This is a genomic window from Halosimplex litoreum (genome assembly GCF_016065055.1).
GTDB classification, from domain to species: Archaea; Halobacteriota; Halobacteria; order Halobacteriales; family Haloarculaceae; genus Halosimplex; species Halosimplex litoreum.
This window is the reverse complement of record NZ_CP065856.1, coordinates 2,118,530-2,133,322: the sequence shown is the minus strand read 5'-3', so window position 1 is coordinate 2,133,322 and position 14,793 is coordinate 2,118,530. Positions and strand designations below refer to the sequence as shown.

Annotated in this window: 13 protein-coding genes; 1 reads left to right on the top strand and 12 read right to left on the bottom strand. The window is 62.4% G+C overall.

All coding sequences use genetic code 11. The annotated features are described in order from the left end of the window. Nucleotides 1-85: 85 nt before the first annotated feature. From argS to I7X12_RS10590, 8 genes are all read right to left on the bottom strand, one after another. Nucleotides 86-1,843: an arginine--tRNA ligase gene (argS, locus tag I7X12_RS10625; RefSeq protein WP_198060061.1), complete on the bottom strand. Its 1,758-nt coding sequence runs from the start codon at nucleotides 1,841-1,843 to the stop codon at nucleotides 86-88. Nucleotides 1,844-2,068: 225 nt separating this feature from the next. Further along, nucleotides 2,069-2,737: an AIM24 family protein gene (locus tag I7X12_RS10620; protein WP_198060060.1), complete on the bottom strand. Its 669-nt coding sequence runs from the start codon at nucleotides 2,735-2,737 to the stop codon at nucleotides 2,069-2,071. Nucleotides 2,738-2,829: 92 nt separating this feature from the next. Beyond that, nucleotides 2,830-3,633 (bottom strand): MinD/ParA family ATP-binding protein, encoded by an 804-nt coding sequence (locus I7X12_RS10615; RefSeq protein ID WP_198060059.1) that lies wholly within the window; start codon nucleotides 3,631-3,633, stop codon nucleotides 2,830-2,832. 72 nt (nucleotides 3,634-3,705) lie between these two features. Beyond that, nucleotides 3,706-4,158, bottom strand: coding sequence for a hypothetical protein (locus I7X12_RS10610; RefSeq protein ID WP_198060058.1), 453 nt, complete (start codon nucleotides 4,156-4,158; stop codon nucleotides 3,706-3,708). Between the two features lie 1,647 nt (nucleotides 4,159-5,805). After that, nucleotides 5,806-6,237: an ERCC4 domain-containing protein gene (locus tag I7X12_RS10605; RefSeq protein WP_198060057.1), complete on the bottom strand. Its 432-nt coding sequence runs from the start codon at nucleotides 6,235-6,237 to the stop codon at nucleotides 5,806-5,808. 948 nt (nucleotides 6,238-7,185) lie between these two features. After that, a complete protein-coding gene (locus I7X12_RS10600) occupies nucleotides 7,186-7,443 on the bottom strand; it encodes a hypothetical protein (RefSeq protein WP_198060056.1) in 258 nt (85 codons plus the stop codon). 824 nt (nucleotides 7,444-8,267) lie between these two features. After that, on the bottom strand, nucleotides 8,268-9,248 hold the full coding sequence (locus I7X12_RS10595) for a tyrosine-type recombinase/integrase (RefSeq protein WP_198060055.1): 981 nt from the start codon (nucleotides 9,246-9,248) through the stop codon (nucleotides 8,268-8,270). Then, a complete protein-coding gene (locus I7X12_RS10590; RefSeq protein ID WP_198060054.1) occupies nucleotides 9,245-9,793 on the bottom strand; it encodes a hypothetical protein in 549 nt (182 codons plus the stop codon). Before I7X12_RS10590 ends, I7X12_RS10595 begins: the two co-directional genes overlap by 4 nt. An 8-nt stretch (nucleotides 9,794-9,801) precedes the next feature. Here I7X12_RS10590 and prf1 point away from each other — a divergent pair, with 8 nt between their 5' ends. After that, on the top strand, nucleotides 9,802-11,064 hold the full coding sequence (gene prf1, locus I7X12_RS10585) for a peptide chain release factor aRF-1 (RefSeq protein ID WP_198060053.1): 1,263 nt from the start codon (nucleotides 9,802-9,804) through the stop codon (nucleotides 11,062-11,064). Nucleotides 11,065-11,446: 382 nt separating this feature from the next. Here the strand turns inward: prf1 and I7X12_RS10580 are convergent, their stop codons facing one another. From I7X12_RS10580 to I7X12_RS10565, 4 genes are all read right to left on the bottom strand, one after another. Next, nucleotides 11,447-11,839: a DUF6276 family protein gene (locus tag I7X12_RS10580; RefSeq protein WP_198060052.1), complete on the bottom strand. Its 393-nt coding sequence runs from the start codon at nucleotides 11,837-11,839 to the stop codon at nucleotides 11,447-11,449. Between the two features lie 145 nt (nucleotides 11,840-11,984). Continuing rightward, nucleotides 11,985-12,674 (bottom strand): V-type ATP synthase subunit D, encoded by a 690-nt coding sequence (locus tag I7X12_RS10575; protein ID WP_198060051.1) that lies wholly within the window; start codon nucleotides 12,672-12,674, stop codon nucleotides 11,985-11,987. 116 nt (nucleotides 12,675-12,790) lie between these two features. Continuing rightward, on the bottom strand, nucleotides 12,791-13,882 hold the full coding sequence (locus I7X12_RS10570; protein ID WP_198060050.1) for a Brp/Blh family beta-carotene 15,15'-dioxygenase: 1,092 nt from the start codon (nucleotides 13,880-13,882) through the stop codon (nucleotides 12,791-12,793). Beyond that, complete coding sequence (locus tag I7X12_RS10565; RefSeq protein WP_198060049.1) at nucleotides 13,873-14,595, bottom strand: lycopene cyclase domain-containing protein; 723 nt, start codon at nucleotides 14,593-14,595, stop codon at nucleotides 13,873-13,875. Before I7X12_RS10565 ends, I7X12_RS10570 begins: the two co-directional genes overlap by 10 nt. Between the last annotated feature and the right edge of the window lie 198 nt (nucleotides 14,596-14,793).

Genomic DNA, 14,793 nt, shown 5'->3' with positions numbered 1-14,793 from the left:
CGCGACGCTGGCCGGCGTCCTGCTCGCGCTCGGCGGGCTGTGACACGGCGAGGCCGACCGTATCTCGTTTCGATCGCCGCCGGACCTACATCGAGTCCGGCGCAGCGACCCCCAGCAGTCCGAGAGCGTTGCCGACGGTCTCGCGAGCGGCGGCGACCAGCGCGAGGCGGGCGCGGCGGGTCCCCTCGTCCTCGGCGGTCAGCACCGGGCACTCACGATAGAAGGCGTTGAACTGCTCGGCGAAGCCGCGGGTGTAGGTGGCGACGCGATGGGGCTCCAGCTCGTCGGCGGCCTCCTCGACGACCGCGGGGAAGCGCGCGATAGTGCGGAGCAGATCCCGTTCGGCGTCGGTGTCGAGCAGGTCCGGGTCGACGGTCTCGGCCGGTTCGAGCCCCTCGCCTTCGGCCTCGTCGAGGATGCCGCAGGCCCGGGCGTGGACGTACTGGACGTACGGCGCCGACTGGGCCTCGAAGTCCAGTGCCCGCTCCCACTCGAAGGTGATCGACTTGGTCGGCTGCTTCGAGACGACGTCGTAGCGCACGGCGCCGGTCCCGACCTGCTCGGCGATGCGTTCCACGTCGTCCTCGTCGAGGTCGTCGTCGCGCAAGCGGTCGTCGAGGCGGTCTTCGACCTCCGCACGGGCGCGGTCGATGGCCTCGTCGAGCAGGTCGTCGAGGTCGACGCCGGTCCCCTCGCGAGTGCTCATCCCCTCGCCGCCGGGGAGGTTCACCCACGAGTAGAAGACCTGGTCGAGCCGGTCGGTGTCGTGGCCCAGCAGTTCCAGCGTCTCGTTCAACTGCTCGAAGGTGAGCTTGTGGTCCTCGCCGATGACGGTGACGGCGCGGTCGTAGTGCTCGAACTTCCACTCGTGGTGGGCGATGTCGCGGGTCGTGTAGAGGGTGGTGTCGTCCGAGCGCAGGAAGACCAGGTTCTTCTCGAACCCCTCGAGGTCGAGCTGCCAGGCGTCTTCCTCGTAGACCGCTTCGTCCAGCGCCTGCAGGCGTTCGACCACGTCGTCGGTCGCGCCCGAGCGCATGAACCGCGTCTCCTTGACGAACTCGTCGAACTCGGCGGGTAGACGCTCCAGCGTCTGGGTCATCCCGTCGAGCACCTGGTCGACGACCTCGCCGACGCGCTCGTAGGTCTCCTCGTCGCCGGCTTCCAGGCCCTGCATGATGGCCTCGATCTCGGCCTCGGCGGCGTCCTCCTCGTCGGGGTCGGCGTCCTCGAGGTAGGCGTTGCCCGTGCGATAGTAGCGGACCAGGTCGTAGTCGGGTTTGTCGCGGTCGGGTTCGGGCAGGTCGCGCTCGTCGAAGGTCTCGTAGGCCCAGGTGAACACGGCGACCTGACGGCCGGCGTCGTTGACGTAGTAGTGGGTGTCGACGTCGTAGCCGGCGAAATCGAGCACGCGGGCGAGGGCGTCGCCGACGATGGGGTTGCGGGCGCGGCCGACGTGGACCGGGCCCGTCGGATTGGCGCTGGTGTGTTCGACGACGACGGAGCTGTCGCGGTCGTCGAGGCGGCCGTACTCCGTCGACTGGGCGCGCTCGACGGTATCGGAGAGGTACCGGTCGGCGGGGAAGAAGTTGATGTAGGGGCCCTGGGTGTCGACGCCGCCCAGGTAGTCGTAGTCGCCGGGGTCGATCTCCGAAGCCACGTCGGCGGCCACCTTCGGCGGCGGCGCACCGACCTCGCCCGCCAGGCGGAAGGCGACGCTGGAGGCGACGGCGGCGTCGACGTCCTCGGGCGGGCGCTCGATGCCCAGGTCCTCGGTCGGCAGGTCGAGCGCCGAGAGCGCCGCTGTCAGGGCCTCGGCGACCTCCGAGCGCAGGGAGAGATACATACCTCCCGGTTTTCGAGCGGCGGATATAGGAATGACGAATGCGGCCGGGCCGACCCCGGCGGTTCCGGTGGCGTGGCTGCCGGCGGTGGGCCCGTCTCGGCTACGCGGCTCGCGGTTCCCTGCGGTCACCGAAAGACTCGCTTCACTCGTCTTTCGAGCCTGTGCTCACTTCGTTCGCACAGACACCGCTCGCTTCGCCGATGCGCTCGTTCCGCTCGCGCCTCGCTACTGCCCGCCCGGCCCTTCCTCGTAGGGCTGGACGACGACGAAGCCCTCCGAGCCCTCGAACTCGAGCTGGTAGGTCTCGCCCGAGGACTGACCGATCGCGTCGCTGAGACTGCGGTCGGTCTCGATACCCGGCGAGAGGTTCGCACTCCAGGCGACGGTCGCGTCGGGGTCGGTCCGCACCGGCGGTTCGAGCACGAGCGGGTCGCCGTGAGTCGTGATCGCCACCGCGCCCGGCCCGGAGAGGAAGACGTTTGTCAGCCCGGCGGCGGAGGCGCCGCCGATGCTGCCGATCGTGTTGATCTCGTAGTCGACGTCGGCTCCGAACGCGAGCACGTCCTCGCCGTTGACCGAGATGGACTCGCCGGCGTCCAGATCGAGGAGCTGGATCCGCTTCTCCCGGTCGGCCACGTAGACGTGGCCCCGCCCTTCGACCTCCATCACGGGCGTCCCCTCGCTGGAGGCGGCCTCCTTGATGAACCCGGTGAGGCCGCCCTCTGCAGAGGACTTGCCGGTGAACGAGAGGTCGCCCTCGTAGGCGACCATCGCGCCGGCCTTGGTCATCACGGAGCCGTCGACGGCGATGTCGAGCAGCTTGCTGTTCTCCAGTTGGAACGAGTCGCCCCCCTCGTCGGGGGCGTTCTCGCTGACGAAGTCGTCGAGTTGCATGGACCAATCCAGAGCCGCACGCACGGCTCTACGCGGGGATGGGGGCGCCGTCGTCATATAAGTACGTGCTACCGCCCACCGAACGCTCCCGGTCAGCCGAACAGCCCGAATCGACCGCCCGAGTCGTCGTCTTCGTCTTCCTCCTCGTCGTCGACGAACCAGTCGCGGTCGACGGCGGTCTCGATCTCGTCGGTATCGGTGCCCTCGAAGAAGATGCCGATGAGGTGTTCGGTCAGTCGGACGTAGGCGTCGGCGGCGGGACTGGGCGGGGCGTTGAGCACGAGCGGCTCGTCGGCGGTGGCCTCGATGTCGTCGGGGATCACCGCGAGCAGCTTCGAGTCGAAACGCTCGGCGATAGCCTCCACGTCGGTCTCGGTGGTCGTTCGGTTGAGGACCGTGCCGATGACCTCGCCGTCGACGCGGTCGGCGAGTTCGGCGGTCTTGATCGCGTCGCCGACGGCCACGTCGTCGGGCGTCGTGATGAGGACGACGCCGTCGGCCAGGCCGAGGGGGACGGTCGTCTCGTGACTGAGACCGGCGCCGGTGTCGATGAGGACCACGTCGTAGGCGTTGCGCAGCGTCTTGATGACCTTCTTGAGTTTCGCGGGGTCGGCGTCGGCGAACGCCTCCAGGCTCTGCTCGCCGGGGATGATCGTGATCCCGCCCTGCACGTCCGTCAACGCGTCGCTGACGGCGCGGCCGCCGGCGAGGACCTGGTGAACGCTGGTCTCCGGTTCGACGCCGAGCATCGCACCGAGGTTCGCCATGCCCAGGTCGGCGTCGACGACGACCACGTCGTAGCCCTCCTCTTCCATGGCCGCCGCGACGTTGACCGCCGTCGTCGTCTTGCCGACGCCACCTTTCCCACCGGCAACTGTACAGACGTAGCCCGCCATTGTGTAAGGTCAAATCACGGGGGCCACATAAAGCCGCCGTCCGTTCTGACGGCCGTCGGACACCGCCGTTGTTCATACCAGAACGAGGACGTTCGAGACGTGGATCGCGACCAGCTGAAGCCCGCGGGCGGCCGCGATCGTCGGGACGACCAGCCGCCACGGGTCCCGCGACGCGTCCCCGACGGTCGGATAGTACCGCCAGATGCCGACCAGCAGCGCGACCGCCAGGCCCTTCTGGACGACCAGCCCGGGGTAGCCGAGGGTGGCGAGAAAGGCACGGGCGATCGGGTTGGCCTCGAACCCACCGAGCGCGAGGACGACCGTCGTCAGCCCGGTGTCGCCGACGGCGTAGACGACGAGCGCGAGCGCCCACGTCCCGGCGGTCACCGGCCGGTACCGTGGGTCGACCGAGCGGTACCACGCGCGCAGTCGTGCACCGACCGGTCCGCCACCGACGCGGCCGCCGAGAGCCTCGACTACCCGTCCGTAGATCCCGCCGTCGTCCGCCGCCGCGTCCGTGCTCATGGCGTGCCCACCCGCGGCCCCGCGTCGGCCGCTCGCCGCCGGTCGCCCCGCCCACCACGGGGGACGACGCTCGCGGCGCGTCCGTGCGAGTTCGTCACACTCCCGTCGCCTTAGCGATTGCGGCGACGGGCCGGAGAGGTCAACACTTACTTAGCCCCGAGCGCCCGAACCATGGACGATGAGTGAGCACGCCGAACAGTCGGACAAACAGAAATACGAGTTAGCGTTTCGACAGTAACACGTCGTAATACGTTTTGGCCGATTATCGGTAAGGGTGTGGTTGTTTCTCGAAGTTTAGTGTCACAATCAATATGAGTGGGTGAGAGATACGGCAGTCTTTTTTAAAACGCAAAGTCTCGGCCCCAAACTCAATGTGCGCAACTGAATTGCAGAAATTGAGAACAAATGCGTTAGAGCCTACCCCCTTGTCAAAAACTGTCACACTAAGCTTTGCGGTATTCCTGAGCCTTCGGGCGCGCTCCAGCCCAAAACTGAAACCACCCAATAGCAAACCAACCAACAGCCCACATTCCGCCAGTTGCGAAACTGAGTATGATGTGTGCCGCTCCTTTCCAGTGATGGTCCCGGTAATATCGTGCCACAACACCGGGGTACTCCATTGCATTAGGTTTCTCTTCCTCCGTATCTTCTTGTGTATCTCCCTCAGTCATTCTAACCACTTACTATCAGTTTTGAATCCCTTTTCTTGTCAAGGTTTCCCAGTCTGTTAAATCGCCTGCGAACCCGCAAAGTTGTCAAAAGGAGATGTTGGCCACTCAATCGGTGAATCACGGCAGGAACCTTCACCAAGACGGCTTCGAGGCCAATACTTCGGTGAAGAGTGGTTGAATGCTTCACCATGCCTTGTCTCCTCGCTTCGCTTCGGAGACATCTTATCACACTGCCGCGCCTTTCTGTCCACAATTCGGTTGTCGGAAGGACAAGCCGGGGCGTGTGATTACTTCCCCACATCCACCGAGAGTGTCGCCTTGGTGGAACCCCACCGAGTGGCGAGAAACACCAAGAGTGGAACCCTCCGGTTCTCACACTTCCATCAAAATCCCTCTTCCGTCCCTTGATGAACCTTTTTGTCCCCTTTGTCAATGTCCCGTCGCCAAAGTTGACACTAAGTTGTCACCTCCGGCAACCTCTCGACTGCCGGGCCGCAATGAAGGCTCACGTACTTTGTTCGGTGAACCGGGCGGGCGCACTTCGGTTTCTTGCATCTCCGCGTGTCACGCTTGCCGTCAATGGTAGGGCCGCACACTCCGAAGAGGAAGTTGCCCAACCTCTGGCAAACGCCGAAGGCTGAAAGACGAATGTTCGCTTTCGCTCCAAACCTGCGCTCGGTGGATTTGCCAGCGGTGAATACCGGGAAGCTCATCAATCGACTTTCCGTTTTACGGGAAGTGCTTTGCCTTTCCCAAACAGAAGTTTGCAAAACCGAAACTTTTATTAGGCTTCGGCTCCAAGAAAGAAGTGTAAGAGCCTTCCTTCTTGGCCTTCCATTCGGGCCATTTCCTCAGTCGCCAGAAGTGGCGACACTTGAATGAGGTTCGTTCCGCGAATGCGAAACGCTTAAGTCTTAACAAGACATTGTAGCGCCAGCTACTTAAACCTTTCGTTTACCCACATATTTTGCCGTGTTTACGAGCATTCGATAAAGCGGGAAATATTGCCGCCTTTCCACCGCTTGAGAATGCTTTTCGCTCTTTCCTTCGCCGTCTGTCGGTTCTCTTCAAACACGAAACGAATATTGTATCGCTCTTCCCATGCTTCGACAGTCCCGGCGACGGCGTTAGGATGAACATTTTGGCGATACTGCCCGCTCTCGAAGGTTTCCCACCGCTCTTCAACCAATACCACCATTGGTTTCTCGAAGCTCTCTGCCCGCTCACACTCGGCTTCAAATCGCTCTCTGTCGTGGGTGATACTACTGAGAAAGTCGGAAGCTGATTTTCGCTCAATCGCCCCGCTCACACCTTCGACAGTGTAATCTCCCGTTTCGAGAGTCGCCGTCTCACTGTCGGCAAAGTCCCACGGCTTTTGCTCTCTGGTATCAACCACGACAGTAACCATGCGTCACCTCCCCGGCGAGTTGCGCATTCCACTCTTCGGCAAGATTGTTTGCTCGCCGGATTACATACGTTGGGTGATACGTCGCCAACGGCTTACCAACCTCTTGAAAGTGGCAGTGAATGTGGTGATTGTGATTCAACTCTCCCGTTTTAATCTCGCCGTCTGAAAATATCGTATCTTCAATAATTCGCTCTGCGGTTTCCATCAACTCAGACGGCTCAAGCCTGTCACAGACGGGGAATCTAATCATAATCTCATCAATCTGTTCGTTAAATATGATACAAGACGGCATTTTCTGCCGATTGTGGGTTACAGGTGGTGAGCCGGGGAGTCTGAAATGTTTGTAGTCAAACATAGTGAGCGAAAGAAGGCCGGGGCGTGTGATTACTACCTCTCTGAGAGAGTGATTGTACCGCCGTCAACCGATTGAGCCGACAGGGTGAATGTCTCGCCGTCTGTGTGTCTCACCGCTCGGAAAACCTCATTCTGAGAGTTGTAATGGACTTCTCTGCCGTCTGCTACGTACCGATACACCGGAGTAGCACCGTCAAAGTAGCAACCGACAAACGGCAGAGTCTCGCCCTGCCATTGAACCGTCGCCTTGCCGGGGTTCAAGTCACGGAGAGCATTCCGAACCTGCATTCCGTCTGGTTTTTCCATCTTAGTCACCTCCAAGCCAACGGCCTTTGCTGTCCCGTTGCTTGCCGTCAATTTCGAGTGAGCCGTCGCCTTTGATTACAAAATTTTCATCCCCTAAATCTACGTCAAGGAGAACCGAAGCCATTTGGTGCGTAGCTCCTACGGCAAGCTGGCTTTGTTCCGGCGATTCGTTGCCCAACCTGTCACCGTCCCAGTCCCGAGTGTCGCTAAACTTTCCTCGAAACTCTCGCCACGCTTCCTCTGGTACGTAGATTACTACCTTCCGTGATGGAAGAGAACGTTTTCGGCTCATGGGCTAAAACGCTCTTTTAGCTCTTCTTGTTTCTTTTCAGCTTCGCTAAGCTCTGCCGCTTCGCCGTCGTCAGAACCGACACCGAACTTTTCTTTCAACTCGGCTTGTTTCTCTTCAATGGCTTCCTCAGATTCGCTAAGAGAGTCTACCCGTTCCTCTAAGACGGCTTCAACCACTTCGTCCACTGTCCCATACTCTTCGTTGGTGTGTCGGTTGACTTCCTGAGCCAACCGGACTATGCGCTCATTACTCATGGTTGTCACCTTCCAGAAGAGTATCAGCCATGTAGTAGATAGCCCTGCTGTGGCTTACTCCACTGTCACCGCCAAACCGCTCTTGCTTGAGTTGCTGTAGCTTATCGTAGCTCTCCCTATCGAGAGAAATATTAACCTTTTCTTGAGTTGCTGACATAGTTAGTCACCGAACCGTAGTAGGCCGACGTGAGCCGATGAAAGCTCACTCGGTAGTGGGGCTTTGTACGTTACCCGAAACGCCTAAATCCGCCAGAATGCGAAGGGATGGGCGGAATCGAGGGAAGTGCTTTGAGCCAAGCACATTGACAGATTGATACGTTCGAAATTGACCAAGACGGAAGTTTCCGACTTGTGAAACCCATCTTGACTGAGGTGATGGGAACCTCAGATATGTCAGACAACGAATTGTTGTCTATGTTGCCGTCTCCGACAACGATATATACTATGCGCTCCAACCACTTAAATCTTTCGGTTCTTAAGATAACTTACACAAACGCTCACGCAGATTGTATGCAGATTTGAAGGCCGTTTAGCGATTCTATGGACAGTATCGGCTCAAACGGTGTTTTAGCGGCCCTTGGTTCTTGAGGTAGTGGATTTGTCGCCTTTATCAAGGGAGAGGGTAATCACACGCGAGCGGCCTTGTGCGTAAGCATTTCGGCGTTTGAAGGTGCTAATTTCGGAAACAAGGCCGGGTGAAATCGGCCCTCGCCACAGAAATATTATGCATCTCATAAATGTGATACCGCCCCATGGAAGCCTGCTATTGCCTGAATATTGTGGGTAGAAGAGCTAAGAAAGGGCCGGGCCGCTGTGATTACTACTCAATCGTCCGTGGCTGGCCCACGACTTCGGAATGCCTGACGGACTTTATCATCATCGTCATGTAAGTAAGTCTCCGTAGTTACGTCGGTTGATTCATGTCCCAAAGCCTTCGACAAGTGATACAAGTCCCAACCATTCGAGAGAGCGGCCATAGCAAATGAGTGGCGAAGGACATGAGGAGTTACTGAATGCAGAGTGTGGCCGTTAGCATTCTCACCGTATTCAGACTGTAATCCGGCTTCCTTCGCGGCTTCCCTAACAACCTCTTCGACAGTCTGCCGAGTGATATTCTCACTGTGGCTGGTTGGGAAGAGGTATTCGCTCTCATCTGAGTAGTAGACTGCTGGCCGTCGCTCATTCAGCCACACGTCCATTGTTAAATCAAGTTTCTCCTGATAGTAGACTGTCCGGTTCTTTCGGCCTTTGCCACGGATTTTGATACTCCGCTCTTCGGTATCTACGTCTGCTGGATACCGAATTTCGCAAAGCTCAGTAACTCTTACTCCGGTTTGGAAAATGAGCCTTACCATTAATTCGTCCCTGAGCTTATCGGTGGCCCGCGCCAGTTTGTCCACTTCCTCCGGTTCCAACCATTCCAAATCTTCGCGGGTTTCTCGGCTCTTGAGGGTGTCTTGGTGCTTCGAGGAGTAGTCTGCTCTGTCGGCAGGGGTATTACGTCCGAACCTGTCAATGTCGATTCTGTCGGTGTCTGCCAGCTTGTTAGCAATCCCGTAGAAGGCCGCGAGTGCGCCTTTCCCTTTCCGAACCGAAGCGTCTGAATTAGACTGTTCATCAAGGTGCGCATACCAGTCTTCTACGTCCACAAACTGTGTATCTTCTATCGGTTTGTCTAACCACTCCCGAAAGTCGTGGGCCATTGAGCGGTAATACTCTGCCGTCTCTGGTGAAATCTGTCCACCGCCTTTCTTTTGCTTCCTGTCGAACCGTTCAAGAACCCGCTCAAAATCCTTGTCCTTCATTTCGCGGCCCTCCATGCGTACACACGGCCACTGTCCATTTCAGCAATCTCGACAATCCCGCTTTCTTTGGCCATTTTCTCCATTTTGCTTCTAACGTCTGCCGTATCTGCCCCAATGCTTTCAGCAACGTCTTGAGCCGAGTGTACGGAGTCGTGAAACTCCAAATCGCTTTCGTCCCAATTGCCCCGCTCTTTGTCTGTCCATGCGACAACCTCCAAATTGCTGTGAATCGCCTTTTTCAAGTCGAACCCGGCTTCGGCTTTCTCCGTCTCTTCGAGGGCAGACAACCGTTCTTCTACGTCGCCAATGGCCGTATTCACCTTCCGAAGTTGGGTAAGAACCTCTCCCTCCGTGGCTTCGCTTCCTTCGACTGAGCGGCTTTCACGTCGTTGTTCAATGTCGTATTCCCCACTGATTTCTTTCTGGACAGAGAGCCGTATTAGGTGGCTCACACTGTCCACTTCGGCATTCTCTTCTACGTATTCGTCCCATTCCTCTGCGGTGGAAGCCGACACCTTAACCGTCTTGGTAGTCTTTTCTCCCATATCCAGCAATGAGTGACTCCAACGAGGAAAGTATTACGGAGCAATACCAACAGAAGCAAAAATACGAGTTCCGCAAGGTCATCGAGGAGCTCAAGGGCTACAGCGGGTCGGGGACGCAACTGGTCTCGATCTACATCCCGGAGGACCGCCAGGTCAGCAGCGTCGTCGCCCACGTCACCCAGGAGCACAGCGAGGCCGCCAACATCAAGTCCAAGGACACCCGCACGGCCGTCCAGGACGCCCTGACCTCCATCAAGGACCGGCTGCGGTACTACGACACCTACCCGCCGGAGAACGGGATGGTCGTCTTCTCGGGCTCCATCGACACCGGCGGCGGCCGCTCGGAGATGATCACTCGGACCCTCGAGAGTCCGCCCCAGCCCATCGAGTCCTTTCGCTACCACTGCGATTCGGACTTTCTCACGGAGCCGCTGGAGGAGATGCTCGCCGACAAGGGCCTGTTCGGCCTGGTCGTCCTCGACCGGCGCGAGGCCAACGTCGGTTGGCTGCGCGGCAAGCGCGTCGAGCCCGTCAAATCCGCCTCCTCGCTCGTGCCGGGCAAACAGCGCAAAGGTGGTCAGTCCGCACAGCGATTCGCCCGCCTGCGCCTCGAAGCGATCGACAACTTCTATCAGGAGGTCGCGGGGATGGCCAACGATCTGTTCGTCGACCAGCGCCACGAGATGGACGGCGTCCTCGTCGGCGGCCCCTCGCCGACCAAAGACGAATTTCTAGACGGCGACTACCTCCACCACGAACTGGGCGACATGGTGCTGGGGAAGTTCGACGTGGCCTACACCGACGAGTCCGGCCTCCACGACCTAGTCGACGCCGCCCAGGACGTCCTCGACGAGCACGAGATGCTCCAGGACAAGAAGTACATGGAGCAGTTCTTCGACGAGCTCCACGACGGCGACCTCGCCACCTACGGCTTCGGCCCCACCCGCGAGAACCTCAACATGGGCGCCGTCGAGACGCTGCTACTCAGCGAGGACCTGCGCCAGGACGTGGCCATCTACGACTGCCCCAGCGGCCACACCGAACGCGAGTTGCTCGGGCAATCGGAGCCGCTGGACGACGACCGGGCCTGCGACCGCTGCGGCGAGACCATGGAGGGCGAGCGCGACGATGCAATCGACCACCTCATGGAACTCGCCGAACAGCGCGGTACCGAGACCTACTTCGTCTCGACGGACTTCGAGAAAGGCGAACAGCTGCTCTCGGCGTTCGGCGGCATCGCCGGTATCCTGCGGTACTCTACTGGGGTCTAAGCCCCGCGTCGCTCACCGGTTCTCCGTCGATTTCCCGACCGATCAGCCGCGGCGCCGTCCGCGAGCGACCGGCGGTCGAGGGACTCGCGAGTAATCGGGCGTTACCGAAAGGGAGAGAGTGTCGCCGGCGTACCCGGGAGGCGGGGGGGAGTGCCTCCGTCGGGCCACCACCGGCGACGCGAAATGGGTGCTGGTGGTAAGGGGGGGATTGGGGGGGAGACGACGACGGGTCCTACGTGTCGTCGCGGCGGCACCTGGCATCGATGCCGCGTTATCCAATATTACCCCGCGATGTAAATGCGATGTACCTAACAGAGTAGGGGAGCCAATTCCAGCGTCGAAAGGCATGGCCTACCAGGCGGTAACTCACAATACTCCGCGATCACAGCAGTTGTTCGAGTTGCCGTCGGCGGGTGCGCAGGTCGGCCTCGGCGTCGACGCCCGAGTCGTCGGCGAGGCGGTCGAGCGCGAGCAGCGGGTCGGTCCCGGCGCGTTCGACGCTCGTCAGGAGGGCGGAGATCTCCGCGCGGTTGGTCGCAAGCGACGGGATCAGGCCGACCATCAGCACGAACGGGACGGCCGCGTCGTCGTTCGACGGGACGGCGTCGCTGATCGCGGTGAAATCGGGCAGGTCGGCGGGCGGATCGGCGACGGGGCGGAGGGCGAGACAGCGGGTACAGACCTCCGCACCCCCGCTGTCTCCGGGCAGGGCGTCGCGGTACTGCTCGGGGACGGTGAAGGCGAGCGTCGGCGCGCCGCAGTCGGGACAGGTCACGTCCGCCCGTGCGCGCGGCGCGGACTAAACGGTGGCGGGGTACACAGTCGCCGGTGCGGTGGCGGGGCACACAGTCGCCGGTGGCGGGAGGACGATGAAGACGGCAACCGAACGAGATGTGGAGAAGGAGAGAACGCGACCGTAGTCAGTCGTCGGCCGGGACGGGCTCTTCCTCGGCGTCTTCTTCCTCGGCGTCCTCGGCGGCCTCCTCGCGTTCCTTCTTGTCTTTGATCTTCTTCATGCGGAAGATCTCTTCGCGCTCCTGCTCTTCGAGCTTCTGCTCGATGTACTCCTCGTTGGCGCGCAGTTCCGGCAGCAGCTTGAACTCCAGAGCGTTGACGCGGCGCTTGGTCGTCTCGATCTCGTCGAGCATCTTCTTCATCGCCGTCTCGACCTCGGCCGCGAGGATGATCTGGTCGAGCAACTCCTCGTAGGCCTCGGCGGCCTCGTCGATGCGGGCGCTGGTCCCGAGGACGCCGTAGCCCCGCTCGTCGAGGCTCTTGGAGACCTTCGTCGAGTCGATCTGGGGGATGTAGACGCCCATGACGCTCTTGGACTGGGTCGTGAGCTCGGGATGTTCCTTGAGCGCGGCGGCCGCACCCCGCACGGCCACGTCGCCGTCGAGCGCGCGGGCCATGTTGATCGCGTTCTGGGCTTCCTCGTACTTCTCGTCGAGGTCGGCGCGCACGTCCTGGGCCTCGTCGAGGATGTCCATGAACTCCATGATGAGGCCGTCGCGCTTCTGCTCCAGCGTGTCGTGCCCGCGCTCGGAGAGCTCGATGCGCTCCTCGATCTGCATGAGCTCCTTGCGAGTGGGTTTGACGTCCTCGGCCATTTGATCCGGGTTTGTCCGCGTAGGCAGTTAACCGTTTTCAGTCCGGGCGGCGCGAACATCGTGAGCGGAGCGAACGCCGCCCGGACGAGCGAGGCGCTCCCTCCGGTCGCGCCTCGCTACCAGTAGCCCGCGATTCGGTCGAGCCACGTCACGACGACCACGTGAGGCAGCGTCAACACGGCGATCGCGACCAGGTAGACGCCGGTCGCGCCCGCGAGCGTGGGCTCGGGCGCCGGCGCCACCCACCACAACCCGGCACAGCCGACGAGCGCGACGAGCGTCGGGACGGCCGCCTCGCGGGCGAACCGTCCGAGTGCGGGCGCGAGTCGTCCGCCTTCGAGGGCTGCGACAGCCCGGTCGTCCAGCGCGATGACCCGCGCGACGTGGCGGGGCGCGTGCCAGCAACAGAAGTACAGTCCGACCGCGAACACGGGCGGAACGGCGAGGAAGTAGGCCCACAGCAGGCCCGTCTCGCCGGCGTCGACCACCCACGCCCGCCGGTCGGCCGCCGCGCGGTAGCCGACCGCGAGCGTCGCGAGCGTCAGGCTCCCGAGCGCGGCCCCGAGGGCGAGTCGCGCGTCGGCGGTGAACGGCCACGCTGGCACCGACCCGCCGAACGGGGCGACGAAGGAGGTCAGGACTGCGCGGTAGCGGTCGGGAAACGCCAGTAGCGGGACGCCCATCGGCAACGCGCCGCGGACGGCGAGGGTCAGCCCACGCCGCCACCGCGCGTCGAGGTGGTCGGCGTCGAGCACCGCTCGGAGCGGGTGGATCTCGCCCTGACCCCAGTGGAACCACGTCAGCGCGAGGAACGCGCCCGCGGCGACGAGCGGCGCGCGGAACCACACGAGCGCGTAGACGCTGCCCGCGATCAGGTAGACGACGCCGACGACCGCGAGCCACCGGCGGGCGAAGCGGGCGGCAGCGGTGCGCCGCCACGGCCTTCGAAGGTCGGGGGAATCGTCTCCCCGGCCGGCCGCTGCCCTGGGAAGCGCCGCCCAGTCGACGGCGCCGTGTGGCATCCCGAAGGCGACGACGCTGACGACGAGCGGGGCGTACCGCCACGCCGGCGGGATCGACAGCCCGCCGGCGAACGCGAGCGTCGCGACGCCGACGGGGAGCCAGGGAACCCAGACGACGAGCGCGCGCAAGGGCGCCCGGGCGGCCGGCGGGACGCGGGCGTCGGCTCGCTCGCGGGCTAGCGCCATCGGTGGACCACCCAGCGGAACAGGACGAGGCCCTGAACGACGAAGCAGTTCGTCACGAGGAAAAACAGCATCTCCTCGACCGGGAGGCCGGCGACCGCCAGCCCCGTAGTGTAGGTGTCGGAGATGGTCCAGACGCCCGCCTGGATAGCCAGGCGGTCGACCGCCCAGAGGTACGCCGACGGGACCAGCACGGCGACGGCGACGCGGGCACGGACGCGCCAGAGGTACCGCCAGCCGACCGCCCACTGCAGCGCCAGTACCGGCCCGGCCCACGCGAGGATCGCGCCGAGATACGTCGTCGCCGGCGCGGTCAGCGCGAGGAGGCCGACGGCGCCGACCACGAGGCCGGCGCCGGCCCCGAGGACGCGGTCCCGCCGACTGTGGGAGACCCCTTCGAGTACCGGGCCGGCGACGTGGAGCGCCCACAGCGTCGTCAGCGCGGGCTGGAGGACGAAGAACGCGATCTCTTCGTACGGGACGCCCCACAGGCGGCCCGCGACCGTGCCGGCGCCGTAGGACCACACGCCCATCGAGATGAGCAGGCGGTCCCACGGCGTCGTGTACGCCACCGCGAGGACGGTGACGACCGCCAGCCCGCTCGCTCCGACCCGCCAGTCGACGCTGTCGCGACGGTGGTGGACCGTCGCCGTCAGCGCCGCCAGTACCGGCAGGACGTACAGCGCGTGGAACTGGACGTAAGTCAACGAACTCATCGTATCGGTCTCCGGAGGCCGCAACCGTAGTCGGTTCGGGCCGATTCTCGGCCGTGATACTGTTCGGCGGTGACGGCGGCCCGACGGAGTGGGCCAGTTCGGCTCCCACCGAGTCCGTGTCGGGCTACGTTTCGTCTCCTACAGGCTAGTACGGGACGCCCGGCCGCGCCGGCCGGCCGTCGCGACGAGCGAGCGTCG

Excerpts from the sequence above, each read along its gene's own strand:
- I7X12_RS10590 (WP_198060054.1), bottom strand. The coding sequence starts at position 9,793 with ATGGGAGAAAAGACTACCAAGACGGTTAAGGTGTCGGCTTCCACCGCA.
- I7X12_RS10610 (WP_198060058.1), bottom strand. The coding sequence starts at position 4,158 with ATGAGCACGGACGCGGCGGCGGACGACGGCGGGATCTACGGACGGGTA.
- I7X12_RS10615 (WP_198060059.1), bottom strand. The coding sequence starts at position 3,633 with ATGGCGGGCTACGTCTGTACAGTTGCCGGTGGGAAAGGTGGCGTCGGC.
- I7X12_RS10620 (WP_198060060.1), bottom strand. The coding sequence starts at position 2,737 with ATGCAACTCGACGACTTCGTCAGCGAGAACGCCCCCGACGAGGGGGGC.
- I7X12_RS10575 (WP_198060051.1), bottom strand. The coding sequence starts at position 12,674 with ATGGCCGAGGACGTCAAACCCACTCGCAAGGAGCTCATGCAGATCGAG.
- I7X12_RS10600 (WP_198060056.1), bottom strand. The coding sequence starts at position 7,443 with ATGAGTAATGAGCGCATAGTCCGGTTGGCTCAGGAAGTCAACCGACAC.
- I7X12_RS10605 (WP_198060057.1), bottom strand. The coding sequence starts at position 6,237 with ATGGTTACTGTCGTGGTTGATACCAGAGAGCAAAAGCCGTGGGACTTT.
- I7X12_RS10595 (WP_198060055.1), bottom strand. The coding sequence starts at position 9,248 with ATGAAGGACAAGGATTTTGAGCGGGTTCTTGAACGGTTCGACAGGAAG.
- I7X12_RS10565 (WP_198060049.1), bottom strand. The coding sequence starts at position 14,595 with ATGAGTTCGTTGACTTACGTCCAGTTCCACGCGCTGTACGTCCTGCCG.
- I7X12_RS10570 (WP_198060050.1), bottom strand. The coding sequence starts at position 13,882 with ATGGCGCTAGCCCGCGAGCGAGCCGACGCCCGCGTCCCGCCGGCCGCC.
- argS (WP_198060061.1), bottom strand. The coding sequence starts at position 1,843 with ATGTATCTCTCCCTGCGCTCGGAGGTCGCCGAGGCCCTGACAGCGGCG.
- prf1 (WP_198060053.1), top strand. The coding sequence starts at position 9,802 with ATGAGTGACTCCAACGAGGAAAGTATTACGGAGCAATACCAACAGAAG.